1 protein-coding gene is annotated in these 553 nt (G+C 45.4%); it reads right to left on the reverse strand.

What is annotated here, in order from left to right; all coding sequences use genetic code 11:
• Positions 1-553 (reverse strand): choice-of-anchor I domain-containing protein (locus tag R7Q48_RS30015; protein ID WP_411979317.1); only part of this gene is annotated, 553 nt, incomplete at both ends.

Below are 553 nucleotides of genomic sequence, written 5' to 3' on the forward strand. Positions count from 1 at the left end.
TTGATAACTTTGAGTCTAGCTAGTTGTTTGTTGTCTTTCAGAGCTCCAGCAAGAGGGTGGTCGGTCGTAACTTTGAGATTTTTGCCACGGACTTCGTCGATATGGCTTAAACAGGAGACTTTGACATTGGTGTAATCTGGCGTACCTTGATAGTCATCCTCGTCCCACTTGAAGCCTGCTTGATCACATTCAGCTTGAGTGGTTTTAAAACCATATTCGCGACCATCCCCTTCGTTGGCTGAAACAATGTAGGTTTGGCCGTTGACAGAGTAACTGTCTAGCGTGTCGGGCATGTACAAGCCAACCATCTGCGGATAGCTTTTCAAATTGCCGATGATCTTATCTTTATTTGAGGCGTCCAGCTTTGAATTCGACCAAGACTTTTCCCCTAAATCGACAATTTTTTCTACCGAGTGGTTTTGCGGATCAATAATCGCCATTGCGTTATTTTCCTGCAAGGCGACATAAATTTTCCCGTTGTCGGCAAACGTCAGGTATTCCGGTTCAAGGTCTTGAGCAATTGAGGCATTAGGGCCGGAAATACGCACCGCTT

Source organism: Vibrio sp. 378, from assembly GCF_033339435.1.